The organism is Streptomyces sp. NPDC056883 (assembly GCF_042788835.1).
Classification (GTDB): domain Bacteria; phylum Actinomycetota; class Actinomycetes; order Streptomycetales; family Streptomycetaceae; genus Streptomyces; species Streptomyces stoeckheimensis.
Map to the genome: position 1 here is coordinate 85291 of NZ_JBHUBS010000012.1, position 23057 is coordinate 108347.

Annotated in this window: 20 protein-coding genes; 13 read left to right on the forward strand and 7 right to left on the reverse strand. The window is 71.9% G+C overall.

Going from position 1 to position 23057, the window contains the following annotated elements; genetic code table 11:
• Nucleotides 1–16: 16 nt before the first annotated feature.
• Together ACFRU2_RS26730 and ACFRU2_RS26735 are read right to left on the reverse strand one after the other, a co-directional pair.
• Nucleotides 17–1699 carry a hypothetical protein gene (locus ACFRU2_RS26730; protein WP_382976494.1) on the reverse strand — a complete coding sequence of 561 codons (1683 nt, stop codon included), beginning with the start codon at nt 1697–1699 and terminating at the stop codon, nt 17–19.
• A gap of 74 nt (nt 1700–1773) precedes the next feature.
• Entirely contained in the window at nt 1774–3450 is a 1677-nt protein-coding gene (locus ACFRU2_RS26735; protein WP_382976496.1) for a hypothetical protein, read from the reverse strand.
• Between the two features lie 214 nt (nt 3451–3664).
• Between ACFRU2_RS26735 and ACFRU2_RS26740 the strand changes: the two genes are divergently transcribed.
• On the forward strand, nt 3665–5032 hold the full coding sequence (locus ACFRU2_RS26740; RefSeq protein WP_382976498.1) for a hypothetical protein: 1368 nt from the start codon (nt 3665–3667) through the stop codon (nt 5030–5032).
• Nucleotides 5033–5061: 29 nt separating this feature from the next.
• Here ACFRU2_RS26740 and ACFRU2_RS26745 read toward each other — a convergent pair whose 3' ends face one another.
• Nucleotides 5062–6423 (reverse strand): ABC transporter substrate-binding protein, encoded by a 1362-nt coding sequence (locus ACFRU2_RS26745; protein WP_382976500.1) that lies wholly within the window; start codon nt 6421–6423, stop codon nt 5062–5064.
• 231 nt (nt 6424–6654) lie between these two features.
• Here ACFRU2_RS26745 and ACFRU2_RS26750 point away from each other — a divergent pair, with 231 nt between their 5' ends.
• Together ACFRU2_RS26750 and purU are read left to right on the forward strand one after the other, a co-directional pair.
• The gene (locus ACFRU2_RS26750; RefSeq protein ID WP_254387724.1) at nt 6655–7101 is read left to right on the forward strand and encodes a hypothetical protein; all 447 of its coding nucleotides are present in this window, start codon (nt 6655–6657) and stop codon (nt 7099–7101) included.
• A gap of 19 nt (nt 7102–7120) precedes the next feature.
• The gene (gene purU / locus ACFRU2_RS26755; RefSeq protein ID WP_250742740.1) at nt 7121–7996 is read left to right on the forward strand and encodes a formyltetrahydrofolate deformylase; all 876 of its coding nucleotides are present in this window, start codon (nt 7121–7123) and stop codon (nt 7994–7996) included.
• A gap of 45 nt (nt 7997–8041) precedes the next feature.
• On the opposite strand, the gene ACFRU2_RS26760 is transcribed toward purU, so the two are convergent.
• The gene (locus tag ACFRU2_RS26760) at nt 8042–9445 is read right to left on the reverse strand and encodes a maleylpyruvate isomerase N-terminal domain-containing protein (RefSeq protein WP_382976502.1); all 1404 of its coding nucleotides are present in this window, start codon (nt 9443–9445) and stop codon (nt 8042–8044) included.
• Nucleotides 9442–10020, reverse strand: coding sequence for a sigma factor (locus tag ACFRU2_RS26765; RefSeq protein WP_382976504.1), 579 nt, complete (start codon nt 10018–10020; stop codon nt 9442–9444). The genes ACFRU2_RS26760 and ACFRU2_RS26765 overlap by 4 nt, the downstream gene beginning before the upstream one ends.
• Nucleotides 10021–10342: 322 nt before the next feature.
• Between ACFRU2_RS26765 and ACFRU2_RS26770 the strand changes: the two genes are divergently transcribed.
• Nucleotides 10343–10861 carry an EF-hand domain-containing protein gene (locus ACFRU2_RS26770; RefSeq protein ID WP_382976506.1) on the forward strand — a complete coding sequence of 173 codons (519 nt, stop codon included), beginning with the start codon at nt 10343–10345 and terminating at the stop codon, nt 10859–10861.
• Nucleotides 10862–10938: 77 nt separating this feature from the next.
• Here ACFRU2_RS26770 and ACFRU2_RS26775 read toward each other — a convergent pair whose 3' ends face one another.
• Complete coding sequence (locus ACFRU2_RS26775; protein ID WP_382976508.1) at nt 10939–12492, reverse strand: AMP-binding protein; 1554 nt, start codon at nt 12490–12492, stop codon at nt 10939–10941.
• A gap of 180 nt (nt 12493–12672) precedes the next feature.
• Between ACFRU2_RS26775 and ACFRU2_RS26780 the strand changes: the two genes are divergently transcribed.
• The 6 genes from ACFRU2_RS26780 (at nt 12673) to ACFRU2_RS26805 (ending at nt 18515) form a co-directional block, all read left to right on the forward strand.
• Nucleotides 12673–13881, forward strand: a complete 1209-nt coding sequence (locus ACFRU2_RS26780) for an amidohydrolase family protein (protein WP_250742735.1) — start codon at nt 12673–12675, stop codon at nt 13879–13881.
• 5 nt (nt 13882–13886) lie between these two features.
• Nucleotides 13887–15050 carry an acyl-CoA dehydrogenase gene (locus tag ACFRU2_RS26785; protein ID WP_382976510.1) on the forward strand — a complete coding sequence of 388 codons (1164 nt, stop codon included), beginning with the start codon at nt 13887–13889 and terminating at the stop codon, nt 15048–15050.
• Nucleotides 15051–15057: 7 nt separating this feature from the next.
• Nucleotides 15058–15999: an acyl-CoA dehydrogenase family protein gene (locus ACFRU2_RS26790; protein ID WP_382976512.1), complete on the forward strand. Its 942-nt coding sequence runs from the start codon at nt 15058–15060 to the stop codon at nt 15997–15999.
• Between the two features lie 363 nt (nt 16000–16362).
• On the forward strand, nt 16363–16869 hold the full coding sequence (locus ACFRU2_RS26795) for an ATP-binding protein (protein ID WP_382976514.1): 507 nt from the start codon (nt 16363–16365) through the stop codon (nt 16867–16869).
• A gap of 331 nt (nt 16870–17200) precedes the next feature.
• Entirely contained in the window at nt 17201–17686 is a 486-nt protein-coding gene (locus ACFRU2_RS26800) for a hypothetical protein (protein ID WP_382976516.1), read from the forward strand.
• A gap of 136 nt (nt 17687–17822) precedes the next feature.
• Complete coding sequence (locus ACFRU2_RS26805; protein ID WP_382976518.1) at nt 17823–18515, forward strand: hypothetical protein; 693 nt, start codon at nt 17823–17825, stop codon at nt 18513–18515.
• Between the two features lie 63 nt (nt 18516–18578).
• Here the strand turns inward: ACFRU2_RS26805 and ACFRU2_RS26810 are convergent, their stop codons facing one another.
• On the reverse strand, nt 18579–19505 hold the full coding sequence (locus tag ACFRU2_RS26810; RefSeq protein WP_382976830.1) for a cyclase family protein: 927 nt from the start codon (nt 19503–19505) through the stop codon (nt 18579–18581).
• A 120-nt stretch (nt 19506–19625) separates the two neighbouring features.
• Here ACFRU2_RS26810 and ACFRU2_RS26815 point away from each other — a divergent pair, with 120 nt between their 5' ends.
• The 3 genes from ACFRU2_RS26815 (at nt 19626) to ACFRU2_RS26825 (ending at nt 23030) form a co-directional block, all read left to right on the forward strand.
• Entirely contained in the window at nt 19626–20546 is a 921-nt protein-coding gene (locus tag ACFRU2_RS26815; RefSeq protein WP_382976519.1) for an SDR family oxidoreductase, read from the forward strand.
• Between the two features lie 184 nt (nt 20547–20730).
• Nucleotides 20731–21966, forward strand: a complete 1236-nt coding sequence (locus ACFRU2_RS26820; protein WP_382976521.1) for an acyl-CoA dehydrogenase family protein — start codon at nt 20731–20733, stop codon at nt 21964–21966.
• The gene (locus tag ACFRU2_RS26825) at nt 21963–23030 is read left to right on the forward strand and encodes a Zn-dependent alcohol dehydrogenase (protein WP_382976524.1); all 1068 of its coding nucleotides are present in this window, start codon (nt 21963–21965) and stop codon (nt 23028–23030) included. The genes ACFRU2_RS26820 and ACFRU2_RS26825 overlap by 4 nt, the downstream gene beginning before the upstream one ends.
• The last annotated feature ends 27 nt before the right edge of the window (nt 23031–23057 follow it).

The following is a 23057-nucleotide window of genomic DNA, read 5'->3' on the forward strand; positions in this document are numbered from 1 at the left end:
CCGGTGTCCCGCCGGCTCAGCCGATGACCTCGATGCGGCCCTCGCGGCCATTGCTGATGAGGTGGTTGGCGTCGGCGTCGACGAAGCGGATGAGCCAGGAGCCGCTGGTCTGTGCGGTGAACTTCATGTTCACGGCTCCGTATGCCCCGGAGACGGAGGTGCCCATCTCCTTCCACACGGTGGAGCCGTCGGGCCGGAAGTAGTAACGGACCTTCTTGCCGGCGTACGGCACCAACCCCTCGGGGGTGGAGGTCCGCAGGACCCCGGAGACGGACAGCTGCTTCCCCTTGACCGCCTTGAGCGGTGCGAAGCGCTCGCCCGAGATCCGGGTTTCGGCGCGGTTCTGGGTGAGCACCCGGGCGCCCGTGCTGGGGCCGATGTTCTTGGTGCCCGGCGTGTGCACCCGCCAGCCGGTGGCGTCGTACCAGCGCGACGGGGCGACCGTCGCGGTGAACGGCTTGTTGTAGGGCACGGCGAGGGTCGTCTTGGTGATCCACTGGCCCGAGCTGGTCCGGAACTGGATCTCGACCGGAGCCTGCTGGCCGGTGATGCCGTCGACGGTGATCTTGGCGCCGAGGGTGAGCCTGCCGTACTTGTCGGTGGAGACCAGCTTGTCCTCGACGACCTTGGTCGTGTGGGTGAGCTTCGCGACGGTCGCGGCGCGCGTGCCGTCGCCGATCAGCCAGCTGCTGGTGGCGACGGCCACGTTCACGGCGCCGGTCCTGAAGATCGGGGGCAGCAGGGTGTAGCTGCCGTCGGGGGCGGCGGTGGCCTCCCCCGTGCCGACTCCCGTGGCGGTGACGCTCTGGCCGGCGGCGGGCTTGACCGTGCCGTCGTCCGCCCGGCGGCTGAGCTTGCCGCGCACGGGTACGGCGGTTCCGTAGCGGGCGGTGAGGGGGGCCGTGGAGGTCAGCGTGAGGACGGACTTCTGGGCCCGGATCGTCGACGGGGCCGTCGCGGAGACCTCGGTGTCCCCGCTCGCCAGGGCCACGGTGTGGGTCAGGGTCTTCTCGGTGCCGAGGGCGGCGACGGTGGTGGTGAACTTGCCCTGCGCGTCGGACACCACGTCGGCCCAGCCTTCACCGAGCCGGGCACTGACGCGGGCGCCCGCCAGCGGCAGGCGCTCTCCGGTGCGCGGGTGGACGGCGGTGACCGAGCCGGTGACCTGGGTGTCGAGGGCGTCCAGGGAGAACTCCTGCCGGCTGGACTTCGCCTCGAAGCGGGCGGCGAGCGCGTAGGTGGACCGGCCGGCGTTGCGGCGGGTCACTTCATTGCCCTTGTAGTCCCTGGCGTACACGTCCAGTTCGTAGTCCGCCATGTCGTCGAGGACGAGGGGCCCGCTCGTGTACCACACCTTGCCGGTCGTACCCGACTCGCCGATCCCGTCCTCGTGGCGCGTGAGGTTGTCGACCACGGCGACGACCTTGTCGGCGCCCGCTCGGCGCACCTCGACCCGGTACGGACGCGCGTTGTAGCCGCCACCGACGTAGAGGCTGAACGTGGTCCCGTCCACCTCGAATCCGGCGCTCCCCACCTCGACCGGAACGGACTTCACATCCGGGTCGGACGTCAGGGCCGCCTGCCGCGCGGCCGGCGCCGCCCCGGGTGCGGCGTGGGCGGCGGGAGCCGTCAGTACTCCCACCGCCGCCAGCGCGACCGCCGTACCGACGGCCGTCATGGTCCTCTTGAAACTGTTCACCGGAATCCCCCGTGCGTCACGTGTGATCGACTGCACGGGTTGGACGACCGAGGGGCCCTGGAGGTTGTACGCGGTCAGCCCGTGACTCTGACGCGGTCCTCGTGGCCGGTGGAGACGAGGTGGGTGGCGTCGGCGTCCACGAAGCGGATGCGCCAGTAGCCGCTGGTCTGCGCGGTGAACTTCTTGCTCACGGCTCCGTTGGCCCCGGAGACGGAGGTGCCCATCTCCTTCCATGTGGTGGAGCCGTTGGGCCGGAAGTAGTAGCGGACCTTCTGCCCGGGGTACGGCACGAACCCGTCGGGGGTGGAGGTCTTCAGGACTCCGGAGACGGACAGCTGCTTCCCCTTGTCGACGTAGTCCGGTCCGGCGTGCTCATCGGTGATCTGGGTTTCGGCGCGGGTCTGGCGGAGCACCTGGGTACCCGTGCTGGGGCCGATGTTGGAGGTGCCCGGCGTGTACACCCGCCAGCCGTCGGACGGGTATTGGCTGCTCGGTTGGGTCACCTTCACGGTGAACGTCTTGTTGTAGGGCACGGTGAAGGACTGGCGGGTGACCCACGTGCCCGGGCGCAGCTGGAACTGGATCTGGATCGGCGCCTGCTGGCTGGTGATGCCGTCGACGGTGACCTTGCCGCTGAAGGTGAGCCCGCCGTACTTGTCGGTGGAGACCAGCTTCTCCTCGACGACCTTGGTCGTGTGGGTGACCTTCGCGACGGTCGCGGTGCGCGTGCCGTCACCCAGCAGCCAGGCGTCCTGGACGGACACGCCCAGGGAACCGGTCCTGAGGAGCGGGGGCAGCAGGGTGTAGCTCCCGTCGGGTCCGGTGGAGGCCGTTGCCTTCCCGGCTCCCGAGGCGGCGACGTTCCGGCCGGTGGCGGGCTTGACCGTGCCGTCGTCCGCGAGGCGGGTGAGCTTGCCGCGCACGGGCACGGCGGTCCCGTACCGCGCGGTCAGGGGCGCCGTCGGGTTCAGCGTCAGCGTGGACTTCTGGGCCCGGATCTTCGCCGGGGTCGTCACGGGCACCTCGGTGCCCCCGCTCGCGAGGGCCACGGTCTGGGCCAGGGTCTTCTCGGTGCCGAGGGCGGCGACGGTGGTGGTGAACTTGCCCTGCGCGTCGGACACCCCGTCGGCCCGGCCCTCACCCAGGCGGGCACGGACGGCGGCGCCCTTCAGCGGCAGCCGCTCCCCGGTGCGCGGGTGGACGGCGGTGACCGAGCCGGTGACCTGCGTGTCGAGGTCGTCGAGCGAGAACTCCTGCTGACTGGACTTCGCCTCGACCCGGGCATCGAATGCGTAGGTGAACCGTCCGGCGTTGCGGCGGCTCACTTCGGTGGTGCCGTCCTTGGCGTACACGTCCAGTTCGTAGTCCGTCATGTCGTCGAGGACGAGAGGCTGCTTGTCGCCCTCGTACCACTGGACGAAGGGACCGCCCGATTCGTCGGGACCCGGGTCGTTGTACGTGAGCTGGTCGACGACGGCGACGACCTTGTCGGTGCCGGCCCGGCGCACCTCCACCCGGCTCGGAGCGCTCGCGTTGCCGTCGACGAAGACGATGAACTGGTTGTTCTGGTTCTGCCGGACGCTGGCGGCCGGCAGCGCGATCGCCGCGGACTTCGCCTCCGGGTCGGCCGCCAGGGCCGCCTGCCGTGCCGCCGGTACGGCCGCACTCGCGGCGGGAGCCGCCAGGGCCCCCACGGCTGCGATGACGACCGCCGTACCGACGGCCGTCATGGTCCTTCTGAAGCTGTTCACCGGTTCTCCCCCATGCGTCCATGTGACTGCTGCGGGGTTGGACGGACGGCCCGCCCCAAGGGTTGTACGGGCCGCGGCACCTATCCCGCCGATACCGGACACCCGATGGCCGGTACGGGCCCCGGCGACGAGGCCGACACTGGCAAACTCGCCGGGGGACGGTAGCGTGAGCCGACGGTTCCGCGGACGCGGACAGGTCGGAGAGGGAGTTCCGGTGACGGAGAGCGGACAGGGCGGCAGCCCGCAGGGAGGCGAGCCGTGGGGCCCGCCGGTGCCCGCACAGCCGCCGACGCAGCCGCCCGTGCAGCCCGGCGTGGAGCCGGAGTACCTGTACGGCCAGCCCTCCTACGGCTACCCCGCGCCCGGTGGCCCCGCCTACGGCTACCCGCAGGGTCACGTCGCCGGCCCCGGCTACGAGGGCCCCGGCGACCCCCACGGCTACGGCTACCCGCCGCTGCCGGAGGCGGCCACCCAGTACATTGCGCCGGTCCCCGCGGCCCCCGCGCACGGTGAGGCGGCGACGCAGTACATCGCGCCGATCCCGGCCGCCCCCGCGCACGGCGAGGCGGCCACGCAGTACATACCGCCGGTCCCCGCGGCCCCCGCGCACGGCGAGGCCGCCACCCAGTACATTCCGCCGGTCCCCGCCGCCCCCGGGCACCACGAGGCCGCGACCCAGTACATTCCGCCGGTCCCGGCCGCGCCCGCCGATCCCGCAGCCGGGTTCGACGGGCTGTTCCGGGGGGACGTGCAGCACACGCAGCAACTGCCCCCGATCCAGGAGCCGGTGCTCAGCCCGCAGCCGCAACCGCAGCGGCGGCCGCATCCGCAGCAACCGCCGCAGTACCAGCAGCACATGCAGCAGCACCCGCAGCAACAGCAGTACCCGCCGCAGCAGTTCCAGCAGCAGCCCCACTTCCAGCAGCCGCAGGACGCCGCACCCGCGCCCCGCAGGGTCTCGCCCGCGATCATCGCCGCCGTCGTCATCGGCCTGGCCGTCGTCGGGCTCGGGGTCGGTGCGCTGCTCAGTGACGGCAAGGCGCAGAACAACGACCCGGCCGCCGCGGCGCCCACCCCCAAGCCCGGCAGCTCCGCCGCGGACAGCGGGGAGGCTCCGCTGGACCCCGCGCAGCCGCAGGCGGTCCAGCTCGACAAGCTCCTCGCGGACAGCAACGACAGCCGGGCCGCGGTGATCAAGGCCGTCGAGGACATCAAGGGCTGCAGCAACCTGGACCAGGCGGCCACCGACCTGCGCGACGCGGCCCGGCAGCGCGAGGAGCTGGTGACCCGCCTCCAGGAGCTCAAGGTGGACCAGCTCCCGGACAACGCGAAGCTGACCGCGGCCCTCACCAAGGCGTGGAAGTCCTCCGCCGAGGCCGACAACAGCTACGCGTCCTGGGCGGACGACCTCAAGTCCGACGGCGACAAGTGCAAGGACGGCAAGGCCAAGTCGACCGGCAACGCCTCGGACGGGAACAAGGCGAGCGGCGACGCCACCAAGGCGAAGGAGAACGCGGCCGGGATGTGGAACACCATCGCGGGCAAGTACGGCCTCACCAAGCGGGACAAGAGCCAGCTGTAGGGGCGCGTCCGAGGCCCCCCGGAGACGGCCTAGCTCGAACGGGGGGCCTGCTCCAGGGTCTTGGTCATGTCCATGGACTGTTCGCCGCCCGGCTGGGCGACCAGCCGGCCCTGCTGGACGACCTGGAAGGTGACCCGGCCGTTGACCATGCGGGGGAAGCCGGAGACGGCGCGCATGTCCTGGTAGCGCCAGCTGAGGTCGGGGGTCAGGCCGCCGGTCTTGACGGGGTCGGACTGGTTGAGCTTGCGCGTGAGGGTGCGCCCGGTGAGGTCCTCGTCCTCCTTGAACCGCTTCACCATCTCGCTGAACACCGTGTACGCGATCCAGGTGGTCTGGGCACCGCTGTCGTCGGGGTCCACGGCGTTGTCGCCGAAGGCGTGGTCCGAGATCACGTTGCGCATCTGCGTCCACAGCGGGTCGGTGGAGACCGGGTACCAGCTCGTGACGTACGCGCCCTCGAAGGGGCTCTCCTTGCCGCCGGTGCGGTCGACCAGGGCCTGGCTGACGGAGCCGAGCACGGAGGAGACCTGCGGTTTGCGGTTCTGGGAGTCGGCGCGGCGGAATGCGTCGAAGAAGGTCTCGGTGCGGGCGCCGAGCACGGCGGCCACGCAGCCCCTCTCCTTGCCGTCCTTGCCGTCCTTCACGGAACTGGCGCCCCCCTTCGACGGCGCGGCCGGCGCGGCCGGCGCGGCGGCGGAGGAGGCGGCCAGTGCCTCGTTGGCCTGGGCGGAGAGGTCCGCGGAGTCCTCGGCGGCCCGGATGTCGCTGGCCGGGCCCATCTGGTTGGCCTTCAGGCCGGAGTTGAGCTGGAGGGGCAGGGAATCGCCGGCGAGGGTGTCGGGGCGGACCAGGGCGACCTTGGCGCAGGCGCGCCCCAGCTGGTGGCCGGCGCCGGCCACCAGGACGGGCTGGCCGCCGTTGACGGGGTAGGAGAGCGGGGACTGGAACTCCTCCGCGGAGACTCCGTACCCGCCGATGAACGGGATGCCCTCGGCTTCCAGCGGGGCCAGGAAGGCGCGTCCGTGCTGGCTGTAGGAGCCGATGACGGCGACGGCCTTCTCGGCGACCGCCTTGCGGGCGCAGTCGGCGGCGCCGGTGGGTGTGTTGCGCTCGTCGCAGGTCAGGACGCGGAGCTTGCGGCCGTTGATGCCGCCCTTGGAGTTGACCCAGCGCTCGTAGGCCTTGGCCATGCCCGGCATGCCGGGCATGTTGGTCGCCTTGGACGCCACCGGGGCGAAGGTCATGACCGTGAGGGTGTCGGCGCCCCCGGAGCCCCCCGAGCCTCCGGGGAGCGCCCCGCAGCCGGCGACGAGACACGCGCCCATCGCCATGGCCGTGGTCCGGGCCAGAAAGGTGCGGGACAGTGCTGCTGCGCATCGCCGGGTGGTCATGTGCATGCACCATTCCGCGCCCCGGGTAACTGAAGTGTGAGGTGTACACAACATCAGGTGACACCCAGGTGAATTACGGGTGGCGCCCACACGCTGAGTGAGCGCCGGGTGGGTCCGGGCCCCCGGCCGCAGGCGCCTGAAGATCACGTCGAACGGGAACGTACGATCGAAAGCGTGACATTCGCCCAAGGTTCGAAGAACTCTTCCCGCCGCGGCGGCCGCTCCTCCACCATGGGCGGCATGCCCCTCAACGACATGCCGTGGTGGCGCTGGCGCAGCAACGTGCGCTCGGCGCTGCACATGCTCTCCGACCCCGCGTTCCAAGAGGACACCTGGCTGGCCGGCGCCGAGGGGTACGGGGACGTCACCGACGCCGTGTACCGGCTCGTCGAGGACACCTGGCTCGACAGCTGGTCCGCGGAGAAGTACGTCGGCACGATCTTCCGCGACTCGCAGGAAGCGGCCCTGGTCGACCTCGCCGTGCTGCGGGTGCTGCGGATCATGCACCAGATAGGCCCCGACGCCCCGGTCTCCGGCTACCTGGAGCACCACGCCTGGCCGGAGGCGGTACGGGCCGCGCGCGAAGCCCACGTACGGCTGGCGACGGCGGACGGGGACGACCCGGACGCGCGTCCGCGCTCACTGGACGTCCTGAGGATCCTCACGCGCGCGGTGTGATGTGGAAGGCTGTGGGGTCATGAGCGACGACCCGCAGCCCCAGGCCACGCAGCAGTACGTACTGACCCTCTCATGCCCGGACAAGCAGGGCATCGTGCACGCCGTGTCCAGCTATCTGTTCATGACCGGGTGCAACATCGAGGACAGCCAGCAGTTCGGCGACCGCGACACCGGCCTCTTCTTCATGCGGGTCCACTTCGCCGCCGACGCTCCGGTGACCGTGGAGAAGCTGCGGGCCAGCTTCGCCGCGATCGGCGACACCTTCCGGATGGACTGGCAGATCCACCGCTCCGACGAGCGCATGCGGATCGTGCTGATGGTGTCGAAGTTCGGGCACTGCCTCAACGACCTGCTCTTCCGCCACCGCATCGGCGCCCTGCCGGTGGACATCGCGGCGGTGGTGTCGAACCACACCGACTTCGAGGAACTGGTCGGCTCCTACGGGGTCCCGTTCGTGCACATCCCGGTGACGAAGGACACGAAGGCGGCGGCGGAGGCGCAGCTGCTGGAGCTGGTGCGGGCCGAGGACGTCGACCTCGTGGTCCTCGCCCGGTACATGCAGGTGCTGTCGGACACCCTGTGCAAGGAGCTGAGCGGGCGGATCATCAACATCCACCACTCGTTCCTGCCGAGCTTCAAGGGTGCGAAGCCCTACCACCAGGCGCACGCCCGGGGCGTGAAGCTGATCGGTGCGACCGCGCACTACGTGACGGCGGACCTGGACGAGGGCCCGATCATCGAGCAGGAGGTCGAGCGGGTGGGGCACGAGGTCACCCCCGACCAGCTGGTGGCGATCGGGCGCGACGTGGAGTGCCAGGCGCTGGCGCGGGCCGTGAAGTGGCACAGCGAGCACCGGGTGCTGCTGAACGGGACCCGGACGGTCGTCTTCACGTAATCCCGGAGGGGGCCCGGCCGGGGCCCCTCCGCCAGGGCCCGGGCCCTACATCCGGCTCAGGGACGCTGCCGCGAAGAGGACGTCGCGGATGGCTTCGCGGTCGCCGTCCTGGCCGACCGCGGCGTCCTCCGGGGAGATGTGGCCCGCGGCGAGCTGGCAGAATTCGGTGCCGTCCAGGGCGATCCGGGCCACCGTGTGGTCCGGCGAGGGCTTCGCCGCGGGGGAGTCCAGGGCGATGTCCCAGCCGCCGCCTCCCGCCCCCTCGATCTCCAGGTGCAGGGTCCGGCCCGGCGCTCCCGCCGCGACCAGCCCGCGCGGCGGCGCCGCCAGTCCCGCCCGCCGGCGCCAGGCCAGGGCCGCCGGCAGGAGCCGGGCGGCCAGGTCGATCATCCGGTTCAGGTGGGGTGCGGACGGCGGCCCGTACGGGTAGTCCACCGCCTCCGCGATGTCCACGGCGTGGACCCAGCACTCGAAGGCCCGCTCCAGGAAGGCGTCCCCGAGGGGCAGCGCGAAGGCGCCGTAGTCCACGTCCAGCTCGGCCACGCCGCGGCCCGCGAAGGACACCGTGCGGACCAGGGTGTGGCCCTGCTCCCGCCACGGCTCGCGGACCCGGCGGGTGGTCGGGTACGGGGAGTCCTCCCAGAACCGTTCCGTGCGCTCGGCCGGGGTGTCCGCGGACGCGTCGCGGCCCAGGGGGTCGTCCAGGCCCAACGCGGCCGCCACGAGGCCGTCCACCGCCAGCAGGTGCCCGATGACCCCGGCCACCGTGGTCCGGCGCGACTGGCGGCGTTCCTCCTCGAACCACTTCAGCCGGACCGGGGTGTGCCACTCCGAGTCCCCGAACTCCCGCAGCAGCGCGTCGAGCCGGGCCGTCTCGGTGTCGTACGGGCTCGCCCACACCGGGACCGGGATGCGGGCCGGACGTTTGCCGAGGCAGTCCTCGAGCACGCGCGAGCGCAGCAGCGGCTTGAGGTCGAGGCTCTCCTCCGGGTGCAGCAGTCCCACGGCGTCGCGCAGCCGCAGGGCCTCCTCGGCGCAGCGCGCGCATTCGGTGAGGTGGTCCTCGACGGCCTGGGTCTCCTCCGCGGAGCACGCCGCCAGGGCCCATGCGCCGAGCAGGGACTTCAGTACGGCGTGGGTGGGCGGGGGCGCGGCCGGGACGGGGGCGGGCTCGGGCTCCGGGTCGGCGGGTGCCGGTGCTGCGGGGTGGGCGGAGATCTCGGGGTACTTCATGTACTCCGAGTCGTCGAGGGCATCCAGGTCGTCGAGGTCGTCGGGGTCCAGGGGCCCTTCCGCTGACGGTGCGTACCCCGGCCCCTCGAGGTCGAGGTCGTCGGCCGCCCCGCGCGGGCCCGGTATGCGCGCCGGGCCGCCGGAGTGCGGGGGCTGCTCGTGCCGCTCGTACTCTTCGCCGTCTTCTTCGCCGAAGGGGCTCGGAGGCATCGTCATCGGGCGGTTCCATATCCGGAGGGGCCGTATCCCGGCGGGACCGGGTCGTCGAGCGGGACGGCGTTGGCCGTGGACAGCAGTTGCAGGCCCAGGCGCAGCCGGCGCCGGGCCTCGTCCTCGCTGATCTGGAGGTCGGCGGCGGCCTGGCGGTAGTCGCGGCGTTTGAAGTAGGCGAGTTCGAGCGCGGCCCGCAGGGGTGCGGGCATCGAGGTGACGATGAAGTCGGCGCGGGCCGCCGCGGTGGCGGTGCGCACCTTCTGTTCCAGTTCCTCGCGGGAGCCGTTGCCCAGTTCGGCCTGGCGCAGGCGGGCGACGGCCTGCCCCTGGGTGATGCGGGCGACCCAGGAGCGCATGGAGCCCTGTTTGGGGTCGTAGGCGTCCGGGTTCTCCCAGATGTAGCCGAAGACCTCGCGGGTGACCCGGTCGGCGGCCTTCTCGTCGCCGAGGACCCGGTGGGCGAGGCTGTGCACGAGCGAGGCGAAGCGGTCGTACAGCTCGCCGAGCGCGGCGGCCTCGCCGCGGGACAGGCGTTGTTGCATGCGGCGGTCCCAGCGCGGTGGTGCGTCCTTCGGCATCGTGCCCCCAGCCGGGATTCCCGGTTTCGCAGCCGTGTGTCGACCACTCGAATGTAGTGGGCATCCAGCCTTGTGTGCCCGTTTTGCCAGAACCCCGTCCCGGACGTGCGCCCTGCGTGATAGGGACGTCGCGCGGCGTGAACGCGAATGTAGTGCCCAGTACATGGGTACAGGCGTACGCGCCCCACCGCGCTCCTCGTGCGCTGGTTCGATGCGGCCACCTCCTTGACCGCTTCGCTTAACGCGCAGGCCACGTAGGCCTTACGCTCCTGTCCTGTCTTGAACTGCACCCCACCGCACACGTGAAGGCGGAACGCCGAATATGGACAGCGCAGAATACGAGCGCAAGATCGCCGCCCGCTTCGCCACCTTCGATCAGGACGGCTCCGGGTACATCGACCGGGAGGACTTCAGTACGGCGGCCAAGGCGGTCCTGGCCGAATTCGCCGTGGCGGCCCGGTCCGACAAGGGCCAGGCCGTCTTCGCCGGCGCGGAGGCCTTCTGGCAGGGCATGGCCGGCATCGCGGACGTGGACGGGGACCAGCGGGTGTCCCGCGAGGAGTTCGTCACGGGCGCGGCGAAGCGGCTGCGGGACAACCCGCACCGGTTCGCGGAGATCGCGCGGCCGTTCCTGCGGGCGGTGATCGCGGCGGCGGATGCGGACGGCCTCGGTGCGACCCCGGTGGCGACGGCGCGCGTCCTGCGCGTGCTGGGCACGCCGGAGGAACTGGCGGGCCCGGTCGCGACGGCGCTGGACGCGGACGGCGACGGGCGCATCACCGAGGACGAGATCCTGGCGGCCTTCGCCGGCTACTGCGGGGTGGCCGCGCCGGACGCGTAGGCGCCGGCGGGACGGGAGCGGGGCGGCGGGGCGGGAGTCCCGCAGCCCCGCCGAGCCCGTGAGCACCCCGTCGGCTGCTAGGCGAAGCGTTCGCGGAGTTTGTACTTGAGGACCTTGCGCAGGGCGTCGTTGCGGGGCAGGGCCTCGACCAGTTCCAGTTGCTCCGGGAGCTTGTGCGTGGAGAGGCCCTCCGCGCGGAGGTACGAGGTCACCTCGGCCAGGGTCAGCGCGGCCGAGCCCGGGGGCTGTTCGACGACGGCGCAGACGCGTTCGCCGCGTTCCGGGTCCGGCAGGCCGATGACGGCCACGTCGGCCACGGCGGGGAGCTTGTGGAGCAGGTCCTCGATCTCCTTCGCCGAGATGTTCTCGCCCTTGCGGATGATGACGTCCTTGCTGCGGCCGGTCAGGACCAGGTAGCCGTCCTTCGTGAGGTGGCCGAGGTCGCCGGTGATCAGGTAGCCGTCGGCGTCGAAGACGCCGGTGTTCTGGTCGCGGTTGAGGTAGCCCTGGCAGACCGCCTCCCCGCGCAGGCGGACCTCCCCGTCGGTGTCCGGGGGGAGGAGCGCGCCTTCGGGGGTCGTGATGCGGATCGACATGCCCTGCGGGGGCCTGCCCTCGGTGGTGGCGAGGTTCTCCGCGGTGTCGTCCGGGGCGCCCATCGTGATCATGGGGACCTCGGTCATGCCGTAGCCGTGGGTGAGCTGGCAGCCCAGTTCGCGGACGACCGCGTGGTAGATCTCCGGGGGCTTGGGGGCGCCGCCGCCCGCGAGGAGCCGCAGGGTGGGGATGAGCTTGGCGGACGGGTCCTTGCGCTGCTCGGTGAGGAACATGGAGTAGAAGGCCGTGGAGCCGCCGGCGACCGTGACCCCGTGGCGGCGGTAGCCGTCCAGGGCGTCGGGCATCGCGAACTTCTCGAAGAGGACGGCCGGGAACCCGTAGAGCAGGAGCATCACCGTGTAGTCGGGGCCGGCGATGTGGGCGAACGGGAAGGCCATCGAGCCGACGTCGTCCGGTGACAGGTGCAGGGCGTGGGCCAGGCAGGAGCCGCCCGCGATGAGGGAGCGGTCCGTGTGCAGGACCCCCTTGGGGTCCGAGGTGGTGCCCGAGGTCCAGTAGATCCACCGGACCGAGACGCCCTCCTCGGGGGGCGGGGGGAGCACCGCGGGGTCTCCGGCCGGGAGGGAGGCGTAGGCCTCGAAGACGCCGTGCGCGCCGAGGCGGTGCGCCATCGCGGTGTGGTCGAAGCCGCGCCAGGTGCCGGGGACGGCGAAGAACTCCGCCTTCGACTCGCGCAGGGCGAAGCCGACCTCGCGGTCCCGGTAGAAGGGGATGACGGGGGTCTGGATCGCACCGATGCGGGCGAGGGCGACCGAGAGCAGCACGGTCTCGATGCGGGTGGGGAGCTGCCAGGCGACCACCGTGCCGGGGCGCACGCCCATGCCGTACAGGCCGGCCGCGACCTGCTCCGAGCGGTCGCGCAGCTCCGCGAAGGTCAGCCGGCGGTCGTCGGCCGGGTCGTCGGCGGCCTCGATGAGGACGGGGGCGTCGGGGGTCATGGCGGCCCGGCGGGTGATCAGGTCCCAGAGCGTGCGGGACCGGCTGAGTTCGACTGCGGTGCTGTTGTCCGCCATCCCGGACCCGCCTCCCCTTGGCCGCCAGATGACCTGACGGATAGTCAGATCCAGCGCAGAGCGTAGAGCGCGGACGCTTGTCGGTCCAGGGGTGGGGAGCTAGCTTGGTTCCAGATTTCTGACGCCCCATCAGATTCGGGATGTCGGATCAGGTCCAACGGGATTCAGCGAGGGGACACCATGGAACTGCCTCGGATCATCAGCGTCGACGACCACGTCATCGAACCGGCCCACCTCTTCGACGTGTGGCTGCCGGCCAAGTACCGCGACCGCGGACCCAAGGCGCTCACCGCCGGCATCGGCGAGCTCGCCTACACCGGCGGCAAGTACGTGATCACCATGGACCCCGACGGCCCGCCGACCGACTGGTGGATCTACGAGGACCTGAAGTTCCCGTACAAGCGCAACATCGCCGCCGTCGGCTTCGACCGGGACGAGATGACCCTGGAGGGCATCACCCGCGAGGAGATGCGGCGCGGCTGCTGGGACCCCAAGGCCCGCCTCCTCGACATGGACCTCAACCACGTCGAGGCCTCCCTGTGCTTCCCGACCTTCCCGCGCTTCTGCGGGCAGACCTTCGCCGAGGCGAAGGACAAGGAGGTCGCGCTGGCCTGCGTGCGCGCGTACAACGACTGGATGGTCGAGGAGTGGTGCGGGGACAGCGGCGGCCGGCTCATCCCGCTCTGCATCATCCCGCTCTGGGACATCGACCTGGCCGTCGCCGAGATCCGCCGCAACGCCGCGCGCGGGGTGCGGGCCGTGACCTTCTCCGAGATCCCCACCTACCTCGGCCTGCCGTCCATCCACTCCGGCTACTGGGACCCCTTCTTCGCCGTCTGCCAGGAGACCGGCACCGTCGTCAACATGCACATCGGGTCCAGCTCCCAGATGCCCGCCGCCTCCCCCGACGCCCCGCCCGCCGTGCAGGCCGCGCTCAGCTTCAACAACGCGATGGCCTCGATGATGGACTTCCTGTTCAGCGGGGTGCTCGTCAAGTTCCCCACGCTGAAACTGGCGTACAGCGAAGGGCAGATGGGCTGGATCCCGTACGCCCTGGAGCGCGCCGACGACGTGTGGCAGGAGCACCGCGCCTGGGGCGGGGTCAAGGACCTGATCCCCGAGCCGCCGTCCACGTACTACTACCGGCAGATGTTCTGCTGCTTCTTCCGTGACAAGCACGGCATCGCCTCGCTGGACGTCGTCGGCCGCGACAACGCCACCTTCGAGACCGACTACCCGCACGTGGACTCGACCTTCCCGCACACCAAGGAGGTCGCCCTCGACCACGTCAAGGGTCTCGATGAAGAAACCGTGTACAAGCTCATGCGCGGAAATGCCATTCGCATGCTCGGACTTGACTTCGACAAGGACCGGCGGACGGGGCGGTAGGCGCAGTGGACCTCACCTATACCGAGGAGGAGCGCGAGTTCCGTGCCCGGCTGCGCGCCTGGCTCGCACACGTGCTCCCCGGGCTGCCGCCCAGGCCCTCGCCCGACGACTGGCCGGGCCGCCGCGCCTACGACGCGGGCTGGCAGCGCCGGCTGTACGACGCCGGGTACGCCGGACTGCACTGGCCGGTGGACGCCGGCGGCCGCGGGGCCACGCCCACGCAGCACCTGATCTACCTGGAGGAGACCGAGCGCGCGGGAGCCCCGTACGTCGGCGCGAACTTCGTCGGGCTGCTGCACGCCGGGCCGACCATCGCCGCCGAGGGCACCGCGGAGCAGCGGGCACGCTGGCTGCCGCCCGTCCTGCGCGGCGACGAGATGTGGTGCCAGGGCTTCAGCGAGCCGGACGCGGGCTCCGACCTGGCCTCGCTGCGCACCCGCGCGGTCCGCGACGGCGACGAGTACGTGATCAGCGGCTCGAAGATATGGACCTCGCACGCGGAGGTGTCCGACTGGTGCGAGCTGCTGGTCAGGACGGATCCGATCAGCGAGACGACCCCCAAGCACCGGGGGATCTCCTGGCTGGCCATGCCGATGGACGCGCCCGGGGTGACGATCCGGCCGCTGCGCACCCTGGCCGGGTCCACGGAGTTCGCGGAGATGTTCCTCGACGAGGTCCGGGTCCCGGTCACCAACCGGGTCGGCGCGGAGAACGACGGCTGGCGGGTCACGATGGTGACCCTGTCCTTCGAGCGCGGCACCGCCTTCGTCGGCGAGGTCGTCGCCTGCCGGCGCACCCTGGGCGAGCTGGCGCGCACCGCGAAGGCGAACGGCCGCTGGGACGACCCGGTGCTGCGGCGCCGGCTGGGGCGGCTGTACGGGGAGTTCGGTGCGCTGTGGCGGCTCACCCAGTGGAACGTCAGCGAGTCCGAGCGCTCGGGCGGGGTCCCGGGCATCGGCGGCAGCGTCTTCAAGCTGGCGTACTCGCACGCGCGCCAGGAGCTGTACGACACGGCCGCCGAGGTGCTGGGGGCCGAGGCCCTCTCGCTGGAGGAGGAGTGGACCCTGGACCGGCTCTCCTCGCTCTCGTACACGATCGCGGCGGGCACCTCGCAGATCCAGCAGAACATCGTGGCCGAGCGGATCCTCGGCCTTCCGAAGGGCAGGTGAGCGTTCCGTGGACTTCCAGCCGACGCAGGACCAGCGGGACCTGCGGGCAGGCGTACGGGACCTCCTGGCGGGCCGCTACGACCGCGAGGCGCTGCGCGCCTCGGTGGACGGGGCGGCCGCCACGGGCCGGTCCGTGGACCGGGCCCTGTGGCGGGAGCTCGGCGCGGCCGGGTTCTTCGCGCTGCGGCTCCCGGAGGACGAGGGCGGGGTCGGGCTCGGACTCCCGGAGGCCGTCCTGGTCTTCGAGGAGGCCGGGCGGGCACTGCTGCCCGGCCCGCTGGTCGCCACGCACCTGGCGGCCGGGCTGGTGGCGGGTGCCGCGGAGGGGGAGGCGGTGGTGACGGCCTTCGACATGGACGGCCCGCTGGTGGCCCACCTCGGCGAGGCCGACGCGGTCCTCGGCGCGGACGGGGAACCGGTCGATCCGGCCGGCTGGAACCACGCCGGGGAGCCGGTGCGCTCCGCGGACCCGCTGACCCCGCTGGCCCGGGTCTCCCTGCCGGGGCAGCCGGTGGCGGCCGGTGCCTACCGGGACGCGGGGGCGCTGCTGACGGCGGCCCTGCAGCTCGGCAGCGCGCTGCGCACGGTGGAGCTGGCGGTGCGGTACGCCAAGGAGCGCGAGCAGTTCGGGCAGCCGATCGGGGCGTTCCAGGCGGTCAAGCACCTGTGCGCGCAGATGCTGGTGCGGGCGGAGGTGGCCCGTACGGCGGTCTACGCGGCCGCCGTGACGGCCGATCCGGCGGAGGTGGCCGGAGCGAAGCTGCTGGCCGACGAGGCGGCCGTACGCAATGCCCGGGACTGTCTGCAGGTGCACGGCGGGATGGGCTTCACCTGGGAGGCGGACGTGCACCTGCACCTGAAGCGGGCGTGGGTGCGGGCGGAGCAGTGGCGGACGGCGGCGCAGGCGGAGGAGGCGCTGGCGGCGGAGCTGCTGGCGGCGGTGGAGTAGGCGGCGCGGTCTGAGTGGTCAGGGCTGCGGGCCGTGTGCTCGCTCGCTGTGACGGAGGGGTACGGGAGGGACGGCGCGGGATGCATGTCCGATTACAGAGAGTTGATATCGGTTTGTGTCCTTCGCCCGACTCATTGCGGCCCGGAGGCGGGGGGCCGCTCCGGTACGCTCCCGGGAATGCGAGCGGTTGAGCGGCGCGAGCGCCGCACAGTATGCACCACGCCTACTCCTTCACGCTGGAATATGCCCGAAGCGCTTGTTGTGGTGACTGTATGTCAACCATGCTGCTCGGCAAGGGGGTCACACTCGGTGACCCCGCCCTGTCGCGAGGCGAAGTGTCCGCCGGTTCGGATGGTGTGAGCGGTGCAGGTGCTTCAGGTTCAGCTGGAGGTAGGACCGGACCCCGCCGAGGTCGGCCGGGCCCGCCGATGGGCCCGCTCCCGGCTCGCGGGCTGCGGCATAGGGGATGACGAGCCGCTCGCCGAGACCCTGATCCTGCTGATCTCCGAGCTGGTCACCAACGCCGTCGTGCACACCGGCTGTCCGGCCGTGCTGCGCATGCTCTTCGGGGAGCCGGGGGTGCGGGTGGAGGTCGCGGACGCGAGCGACCGGGCCCCGTCCCCGCGACAGGCCGCCGGCGACGACACGGGCGGTCGCGGGCTGGAACTCGTGGACGGGCTGGCGGACCGCTGGGGCTGGCAGCGCGAGGGCGCCGGCAAGCGGATCTGGTGCGAGATCGACCGCGAGGAGAAGACCGCGGAGGGGATCGGGGAGGAGTCCGCGGAACGGCCTGCGGAAAGGCCCGCGGAGGAGTCCCTGGGCGGGGCGAAAATCCGGGGCTCGATCCGGGAACCGCGCGTGTACCTCTAACGAGGTGTTGACGGTTCGTCAACTGGTGATCACTCTTGTGTTGAACGATTCGTCGCGAGGGGACGCCAAGGGTCAGGTCCTGCCTTGACGAGTGCGGGTCGTGGGGTGGCGGCCGCCGTGCCGCGCTCGGGGCGTGCATGCGCGCCGCCGCCACCCGCAGAACCTCTGCTTTTGACGCGCCGCTCGCACGGATCGGCCCTGGCGGGCCTCCCCGGCTTCGCGCCGCTGCGCCGGCCTCCGGCCGTCGGTGCCGAAGCGGTGAAGTCGGACCCGCCGCCGTGCAATGCGATGGCCCCGCCACGTCGTGTTGAGGGTGAGGGGGTGTGGCCGGGTGGAGCCATCCGAAGAATCGTTTGCGGAGTTCGTCGCGGCGCCGACGCCGCACGCCGCCGTCCGGGCGGCGGCCCTGATCCGCAGGCGCCGCCGGGCGGCCGGTGCCGGGCTGGCGGCGGCCGTCGCGGTGCTGGCCGTCCTCGCCCCGCCGTGGCCGTCGGCCGACGGCTCCCGGACGTCGGCTCCGGCTCCGCCCGCCGCGACGGCGGCGCCGTCCGGTCCGGCCGGCCCGGCGCTCGGGGTCCCGTACCCGCACGAACTGTACGTGCACTGCGGGATCCGGTACACGAAGTTCGGCGGCCGCTGGTGGCGCGCCGAGCCGGAGGTGCCGGAGGGCGCTCTCGACCCGGCCGTCAGGACGGACGCGTACACGGCGGGCACGATGGTGCTCGTCTCGGCGGTCGAGGCGCGCTTCGTCCGCCACGCCCCGGACCTCGCGGTCACCTTCCGCCCCCTGGCGGACGAACCGCCGCCCTGCGACTGAGCGTTGGCGTGCGACCCCGGGTGGCCGGTGGTCGGGTGCCCGCGGCTCCCGTGGAACTATGAGGTGTACATGACGTGTCTCTGTCCCTGTCGCGTCGTCCCACCCCGAAGGTCCACCCTCATTGCAGGAGGAGCACATGGCAAACCCGTACGAGGTGACGCCTCCGCCCGCCCCGAGGCGGACCGGGAGCAAGCTCCCGGTCTTCCTCGTCCTCGTCCTGGTCGCCGCAGCCATCTACGGAGCGTCCCAGTGGCTCGGCAAGGACGGCGGCAAGGACGACGCCAAGCCCTCGACCTCGCCTTCCGCCGCGGCGTCCAAGGACCCCGGGAACCCGGAGTCCTCCTCCGACACGTCGAGCACGTGGGCGGTGGGCGACTGCGGCGGCCCCGACCCGGACAACAAGCCGGACGGCTACCGGCCGCAGAAGTGCTCGGCGTCCGGTGCCACCTTCAAGGCGATCGACATCAAGGACGCCAGCATCCTGCCGGGCGCCATCCAGTGCCCGCCCGGCACCGACCTGATGATCCAGGTGAGCATCTCCTACGGTTCGAGCAAGTCGGGCGGCGGCATCCCCACCAACACCGTCTGCGGCCGGAACCTGACCGGTGAGCACCCCGGTGACGCGGGCGCCGGCGGCGGCCAGCTGGTCCAGGGCGACTGCGTGACCGACCAGGCGCAGGAAGTCCCGTGCGCCTCGGGCGGACAGGGCGCGTACAAGGTGCTCGGCCTGGTCAAGACGAAGGCCGAGTGCCCTTCCGGCACCACCGAGCCGATGCAGCTGACCATGGCGGTGGGCCGCCCGTACGACGTGATCTGCGCCAAGGGCTGACCTCAGGCGTGCAGGGCGGTGGTCCCGGATCCGCGACGGATCCGGGGCCACCGCTTTGTGCGCTCAGAGGATCGCGACCGGGGCCACCGGGGTGCCCACCGCGCCGACGAAGGGTTCCGGCATGGCCGAGAGGAGGAAGGAGTAGCGGGATTCTTCCGCACAGGCTGTGGACAACTTTTCGAGGTTCCAGTTCTGGCCCTGGTGCATGCCCATCTCGACCAGGTCCAGCGCGTGCACCGGCAGCCACAGGTTGTCTATCTCCGGCGGGAAGATCTCGAAGGTGAGGGTGTCGTTCGCGACGGCCGCCACGTCCCGGGCGTGGAACCACTCGGGCGTGCGGACGGACAGGCCGGGGGACGGGTAGCCGTAGCCGTGCTTGTCGCCCGCCAGGTAGACCTGCACCTGGCCGGTGCGGACCAGGACGATGTCGCCCGCGCGGACGGTGACCCCGCCGAACTCCTCCGCCTGCTCCAGGTCCTCCGGGGTGACCGGGTGGCCGCCGGGGAGCCGGTCCAGGCCCTTGGCGCGGGCCACGTCGAGCAGGACGCCGCGCGAGACGATGTGCCCGGCCTTGTCGATGCCGCTGAACTCGGCCCGCCCGTGCGCCGTGATGGTGCCGGCCGGGCGGCCGTTGTAGATCTTCCCCGAGTGCGAGACGTGCGTGAGCGCGTCCCAGTGGGTGCCGGCCTGGAGGCCGAAGGTCACCGCGTCGTCGCTGCAGGCCACCGTGCCCGGGCCGAAGAGTTCCTGGTTGATCTGCACCATCGTGTGCAGCGGGTTGATCCGGCCGGGGATCATGCCGGACTGCACCCCGTCCTCCTTGAGGGGGAGGGCCAGGGGGATGCGGCGCCCGGTGCGGATCTCGGCCGCCGCGGCGCGGACCACCTCGTCGGTGATGAGGTTGAGGGTGCCGATCTCGTCTTCGGCGCCCCACCGGCCCCAGTTGTTGACGCGCTTGGCGATGTCGTGGAACTCGGCGGGCATGGACATCGATCTCATCAGCTCCTCGGAGGGGAAATGAACGGCTGAGGCGAACTGGGGCTTGTGCTCGCGCATCTGACTGCCCATAGAATCTAACGGACCGTCAGAAAACGCGGGAAGGGGCCGGACGTGGGGAACTTCTTGGCAGGCAAAGTCGTCGCCGTCACAGGCGCCGGCCGGGGCATCGGACGGGCCGTGGCACTCGCCGCGGCCGCCGAGGGTGCCAGGGTCGTCGTCAACGACTACGGCGTGGGGATGGAGGGCAACGAGCCCACCAGCGAGATCGCCGAAGCGGTGGTGAAGGAGATCATCGCCGCCGGTGGGGAGGCTGTTGCCGTCGCCGACGACATCTCGACCATGGCGGGCGGCCAGCGCATCGTCGACACCGCGCTCGCCCAATACGGACGCATCGACGGAGTCGTGTGCGTCGCCGGCATCCTGCGCGAGCGGATGCTGTTCAACATGTCCGAGGAGGAGTGGGACCCGGTGGTCGCCACCCACCTCAAGGGCACGTTCACCGTCTTCCGCGCGGCCTCCGCCGTCATGCGCCGCCAGGGCACCGGCACGCTGATCGGCTTCACCAGCGGAAACCACCAGGGCTCCGTGGCCCAGGCCAACTACAGCGCCGCCAAGGGCGGGATCATCTCGCTCGTCCGCTCCGCCGCGCTGGGCCTGGCCAAGTACGGGGTCACCGCCAACGCCGTCGCACCCGTCGCGCGCACCCGGATGTCGGCCAACGTGCCGATGGAGCTCAAGGAGATCGGCGAGCCCGAGGACGTGGCGGCGCTCGTGACCTACCTGCTCTCCGACCGGGCCGTGGCCGTCGGAGGGGAGAAGATCACCGGGCAGGTCTACACGATCGCCGGCCCGAAGATCGCCGTCTGGGCCCAGCCCCGCGAACTGCGCGCCGGCTACGCCGAGGGGTCCTGGACCCCCGAGAAGATCGCCGACTTCCTGCCGGGGACCGTGGGCACCGACCCGATGCCGATGCTCGCCCAGCTCGAAGCCATGGCCAAGGCGGCGGCCGCCAAGGACCGCCCCAACGCGTAAGCCCTGGCCGGGCGTTCAGGGTGGATCGGCGTGCATGCGTGCCACGGCGCCACGGACCGGCCCCGGCCGTCCCGCCCGGACCGTGCCGGGCCCGTACCGCCCGGCGACGGGGCACGCGGGCCGGACCGGCAAGACCCGAAAGAGACGGCCCTGCGGCCGGACAGCACCCGAGGGGGCACTGACCATGGACTTCGGCTTCGATGAGGAGGACGAGGAGCTGCGCGGCCGCGCGCGGGCGTGGCTCGCCGAGCACCTCACCGGCCCGTACGAGGCGGCGCGCGGCCTCGGCGGGCCCGGCAGCGAGCACGAGGGGGTCGAGATCCGGCGTGCGTGGGAGCGCGAGCTGGGCCGGGGCGGGTGGATCGGCCAGGGCTGGCAGAACCCCGAAGGCGGTACGGTCGGCGCCGGTCGTGCGGAGGCGGGCCCCTACGGCAACCGGCGGCTCTCCCTCACCGGGCAGGTCGTGTGGGCCGAGGAGTACGCGGCTGCGCGCGCTCCGGCCCGGGTCGGCCACATCGGCGAGAACCTCCTCGCGCCGACCCTGATCGCCTACGGCTCCCCGGAGCAGCGGGCCCGCTTCCTCCCCGGCATCGCCCGCGGCGAGGAGCTGTGGTGCCAGGGGTACTCCGAACCGGGCGCCGGCTCCGACCTCGCGGGAATCCGTACGACGGCGGTGGCGGACGCGGCAGACGGGCTGTACCGCGTCACCGGGCAGAAGATCTGGACCTCGCTCGCCCAGGACGCCGACTGGTGCTTCGTCCTGGCCCGTACCGAAGCCGGGTCCGCGCGGCACCGCGGGCTGTCCTTCCTCCTGGTCCGCATGGACCAGCCGGGCCGGGTCGACGTGCGGCCGATCCGGCAGATGTCGGGGACCTCCGAGTTCAACGAGGTGTTCTTCGACGGGGCCGTCGCCGCCGAGGTGGTCGGCGGGGAGGGCAACGGCTGGTCCGTGGCCATGGGACTGCTCGCGCTGGAGCGAGGGGTCTCCACGCTCGTCCAGCAGATCGGCTTCGCGGCCGAACTGGAGCGGGTGGTCCGGGCGTACGTGGATGTAGGCGCGGGCGACCCGGTCCTGCGCGAACGCCTCGTACGGCAGTGGGCCGAGCTGCGCACGATGCGGTGGAACGCCTTGCGGACGCTGGGCGCCGCGGACGCGGACCCAGGTGCGCCCAGCGTGGCCAAACTGCTGTGGGGCGGCTGGCACCGGCGGCTCGGGGAGCTGGCGGTGGAGGTCCGGGGAGCGGTGGCCACGGCCGGGCCGGGGCACTGGTCGCCGGGGACCCCGTACGAACTCGGACTCGACGAGGAGCAGCGGCTGTTCCTGTTCACCCGCGCCGACACCATCTACGGCGGCTCGGACGAGATCCAGCGCAACATCATCGCCGAGCGCGTGCTCGGCCTGCCTAAGGAGTCCAGGTGAGAGGCGTCGTATTCGACGGCAAGCAGGCCCAGGTGGTCGACGATCTGGAGATCCGGGACCCGGGGCCGGGGGAGGTGCTGGTCGCGATAGCGGCGGCCGGACTGTGCCACAGCGATCTGTCGGTGATCGACGGGACGATCCCGTTCCCGCCGCCGGTGGTGCTGGGGCACGAGGGCGCGGGCGTGGTGGAGGCGGTCGGTTCCGGGGTGACGCACGTGGCGCCCGGCGACCACGTCTCGCTGTCCACGCTCGCCAACTGCGGGGCGTGCGCCGACTGCGACCGCGGCCGGCCCACCATGTGCCGCAAGGCGATCGGGATGCCGGGGCAGCCGTTCTCGCGGGGCGGCAAGCCGCTCTTCCAGTTCGCGTCCAACTCGGCCTTCGCGGAGCGGACGATCGTCAAGGCCGTGCAGGCCGTGAAGATCCCGAAGGACATCCCGCTGACCTCGGCCGCGCTGATCGGCTGCGGGGTCCTGACGGGCGTGGGCGCCGTGCTGAACCGGGCGAAGGTGGACCGGGGCGAGAGCGTGGTCGTCATCGGTACCGGCGGCATCGGGCTCAACGTGCTCCAGGGCGCGCGGATCGCGGGCGCCACGACGATCGTGGCGATCGACGCGAACCCGGCGAAGGAGGCGGTGGCCCGGCAGTTCGGCGCCACGCACTTCATCGACGCCTCGGCGGTGGCGGACTCCTCCGCGGCGGTGAAGGAGATCCTGCCCACGGGCGCGGACCACGCCTTCGAGTGCGTGGGCCACGTCAAGCTGATCCGGCAGGCGATCGACCTGCTGGACCGGCACGGGCAGGCGATCCTGCTCGGCGTGCCCGGCTTCAAGGAGGAGGCGGCCTTCCAGGTCTCGTCCATGTACCTGGACAAGACGATCATGGGCTGCCGGTACGGGTCCTCGCGCCCGCAGCGGGACATCGCGCTGTACGCGGAGCTCTACCGGCAGGGCAAGCTGCTGCTGGACGAGCTGGTCACGGAGGTCTACCCGGTGGAGGACTTCGCCAAGGCCGTGGACGACGCCCACCACGGGCGGGTGGCCCGCGGGGTCCTCACGTTCTGAGCCCGCCGGATCTCGTGGGTCTCGCGA

What these genes read in the sequence shown, in the direction of transcription:
- ACFRU2_RS26810 (WP_382976830.1), bottom strand. Translation starts at nt 19,505, where the DNA reads ATGTCCATGCCCGCCGAGTTCCACGACATCGCCAAGCGCGTCAACAAC.
- ACFRU2_RS26770 (WP_382976506.1), top strand. Translation starts at nt 10,343, where the DNA reads ATGGACAGCGCAGAATACGAGCGCAAGATCGCCGCCCGCTTCGCCACC.
- ACFRU2_RS26780 (WP_250742735.1), top strand. Translation starts at nt 12,673, where the DNA reads ATGGAACTGCCTCGGATCATCAGCGTCGACGACCACGTCATCGAACCG.
- ACFRU2_RS26745 (WP_382976500.1), bottom strand. Translation starts at nt 6,423, where the DNA reads ATGACCACCCGGCGATGCGCAGCAGCACTGTCCCGCACCTTTCTGGCC.
- ACFRU2_RS26750 (WP_254387724.1), top strand. Translation starts at nt 6,655, where the DNA reads ATGGGCGGCATGCCCCTCAACGACATGCCGTGGTGGCGCTGGCGCAGC.
- purU (WP_250742740.1), top strand. Translation starts at nt 7,121, where the DNA reads ATGAGCGACGACCCGCAGCCCCAGGCCACGCAGCAGTACGTACTGACC.
- ACFRU2_RS26760 (WP_382976502.1), bottom strand. Translation starts at nt 9,445, where the DNA reads ATGACGATGCCTCCGAGCCCCTTCGGCGAAGAAGACGGCGAAGAGTAC.
- ACFRU2_RS26805 (WP_382976518.1), top strand. Translation starts at nt 17,823, where the DNA reads ATGGCAAACCCGTACGAGGTGACGCCTCCGCCCGCCCCGAGGCGGACC.
- ACFRU2_RS26820 (WP_382976521.1), top strand. Translation starts at nt 20,731, where the DNA reads ATGGACTTCGGCTTCGATGAGGAGGACGAGGAGCTGCGCGGCCGCGCG.
- ACFRU2_RS26775 (WP_382976508.1), bottom strand. Translation starts at nt 12,492, where the DNA reads ATGGCGGACAACAGCACCGCAGTCGAACTCAGCCGGTCCCGCACGCTC.
- ACFRU2_RS26765 (WP_382976504.1), bottom strand. Translation starts at nt 10,020, where the DNA reads ATGCCGAAGGACGCACCACCGCGCTGGGACCGCCGCATGCAACAACGC.